The sequence below is a fragment of the Vibrio sp. N418 genome (genome assembly GCF_000222565.1).
Taxonomy (GTDB): domain Bacteria; phylum Pseudomonadota; class Gammaproteobacteria; order Enterobacterales; family Vibrionaceae; genus Vibrio; species Vibrio scophthalmi.
The window spans coordinates 1-2,902 of record NZ_AFWD01000096.1; the positions used below are offsets into that span (position 1 = coordinate 1).

The window sequence follows — 2,902 nt, forward strand, 5'->3', positions numbered from 1 at the left end:
AAACCTAAACCTTGCCACATTTAGCACTGAAGCTGACCTAGGCTGAAATCGCCAAGCGTTGAGAATCCGTCTTAAATGCTTTGTTATGTTTTAGCACAATTCGTTGATTTACTTGGCAAAGAACTGAAGTGTAGACCTAGTTTTCTGAACTAAATCACAACCTAGCACTAGCTTGACCGGCAGATGTGCCAAACCAACAACGAGTAAGCCCACTTCCCTGACAATGAGGCAACTCAACCAAGCCTCAACAAGCGCCCTTTCTTAGCAAAAGCAGAGCAGAACAATGGCAATTTGCCGACTCAACTGCCAAGGTTATTGGCTGATTGGGAAATATGCCCAAAGCGACTTTGAGCCAGAAGAACCTGACTACCGAACCACCCGAAAATTCGAATGAAGCAACCCGCGAACATTGGCATGTTTTACGGGTTAAGTGATTTAAGAAAGGAACGATAATAGTGATTTGCTGAGTCTACTCCCAGCGCATGGCTAAAGGGAAAAAGAACGACTCAAAGGCATTTAAGCCATTGAAATTCCATTAAAACATAACGCCGCGTTAAGTGGTGAGCAACGCCTACCACCTAGCCTAAACCATTGTGACATAAACACTTAACTCAAAGTAAGCCGAAAATGCTGAGCGTTGGGAATCCGTCTTAAACGCTTTGTTATGTGAATTCTCGATTGAAGCGCCTAACTTTTGTACGCATGTTTTTCATAGGCGATGATGTATTAAACTGAATCATGCGTCCCAAAGTCCATTGCTCATACCACGCTACACCATACAACTCATGGTCACTTAAGCTTGAAATAAGTAACTGTATTTCATATACCGTAGACTCGAGTTCTATAAGTAAATCATCGTATTTCCAGCTACGATACTCATCGTGGAAGCTTTCAGCGAGCAAGCCCAATTGATTCCATTTGTAGCCTGTTTCCGGAAAATCTACATTTTGATTTTGAGATTTCAAGCGATACCATTTCAGTACGAGCTTCCCCCAACCGATCAAATAAGCCACCGTATCACTAACGCTAATGAGGGTACCTTTGACGTTTCCCTCTACACCTGGTTTGCGAACGTTACTTTCTGGAGTTAAACGATAATCAGCCATAAGTTTCGGAAATATCGACTTTATAGCAAGCTCCAATTCATCCTTATTTCTTGGTACAGAAGACATTTTGACCTCCATTCACATAACGCCGCATTAAGTGGTGAACAACGCAACCACCATGCCTTAAACCTTGCCACATTTAACACTGAAGCTGACCTAGGCTGAAACCGCCAAGCGTTGAGAATCCGTCTTAAATGCTTTGTTATGTTTTAGCACAATTCGTTGATTTACTTGGCAAAGAACTGAAGTATTGACCTAGTTTTCTGAACCAAATCACAAGCTCAGACTCACTTGAGCGGCAGATGCGCCAAACCAAAAACAAGTAAGCCCACTTCCCTGCTAATGAGGCAACTCGATCAAGCCTCAACAAGCGCCCTTTCTTAGCAACAACAGCGCAGAACAATGGCAATTTGCCGAGGCAACTGCCAAGGTTATTGGCTGATTGGGAAATATGCCTAAAGCGACTTTAAGCCAGAGAAACAAGGCGACCAAACCACCCGACAACTCGAATGAAGCAACCCGCGAACCTTCGCATGTTTTACGCGCTGAGTGGTTTAAAAACTGGGCGACAATGGCGATTTGCTGAGTCTACTCCCAACGAATAGCCAAAGGGACAAAGAACGATTCAAAGGCATTTAAGCCATTGAAATCTCGTTAAAACATAACGCCGCGTTAAGTGGTGAGCAACGCAACCATCATACCTAACCCATTGTGACATAAACACTTAACTTAAAGTAAGCCGAAAATGCCAAGCGTTGGGAATCCGTCTTAAACGCTTTGTTAGAAATATTTACCCACACTCTATTAGCAAGCCTTTAATTGGTCTATGATCCTGTATTTCTCGCTTTTCAGCAGATGGCTCAATTACTGCTTCAAAGCCATGTGGTACCAAAGTGTAAGGTTCATGCTGCGACTGTATGTGAATTCGATAATTACTAGGCTTACAGTTGATTGTATACATAGCGGATATAACAAACTTTGACACATCAAATTCTAGTGTTTCACTAGCGAAGTCAATTCCCGCACCCGACATGTAACTTTCTAGAGTTGAGTAGTTATTCTTAACCCACTCAGCTAAATCGTCCGAAGCCCTGAGTACAGTATTCGCCTTGAGAACATCATTACTGCCAATATTCCTGCAAGTTAAACCACCACCAAGCCCCATATAAAAAAAACCACGCACTAGCACGGGTGTATTGATGCATGCATTCCTTAACTCCAAACGGTCAAGATCGGTGACTTCAATAGTTGATCTAACATCCCTTGGCGATTCATAAGGTTTCAGCAAGTGATACCAATTGTCATGTACTATTTCCAACACCTGAGTTTTAGTCCATGAGTCATGGTCAAAAATACCAATCAAATAAGCATCGTTGTTTGTCACCCAAACAAACAATATTTCTTTATTCCCTTCAATCAGCCCCTGATTTTTCCCTTTGCTGATAAATTCTTCGCCAAGATGCAAATGATGAATTCCCCAATCAGCGAGCATACGATCTGTATACACTTTCTTGTCTCTAATTCGTCTAGACAATCTAGCGTTCACATTATGTCCAACGTTTAAATCATGGATGATCTGTTTAATTACCGCATCATAATTTTTTGGAGCAGTAAAGTTTTCAGAAACATGAACTCTTCTGGGTATTGGCGAAATAAACATTCGGCTTAATGTGAATACATTTGTAAGAGTTACAAATGAATCTTTGTTAGCTTTATAGCCAACTTTTTCTATGAGGCTTCTACCCCATTCATAGACGTCATTTTCAAAATTCGCACTCATTTTTTGCCTATATTTC

The 2,902-nt window shown here is 41.5% G+C and carries 2 protein-coding genes; both read right to left on the bottom strand.

Annotated elements, in window-relative coordinates:
• Positions 1-662: 662 nt before the first annotated feature.
• Positions 663-1,172, bottom strand: a complete 510-nt coding sequence (locus RH86_RS18815; RefSeq protein ID WP_009387974.1) for a ClbS/DfsB family four-helix bundle protein — start codon at positions 1,170-1,172, stop codon at positions 663-665.
• Between the two features lie 724 nt (positions 1,173-1,896).
• A partial coding sequence (locus tag RH86_RS18820; RefSeq protein ID WP_009387975.1) for a hypothetical protein occupies positions 1,897-2,902 on the bottom strand: 1,006 nt, incomplete at its 5' end.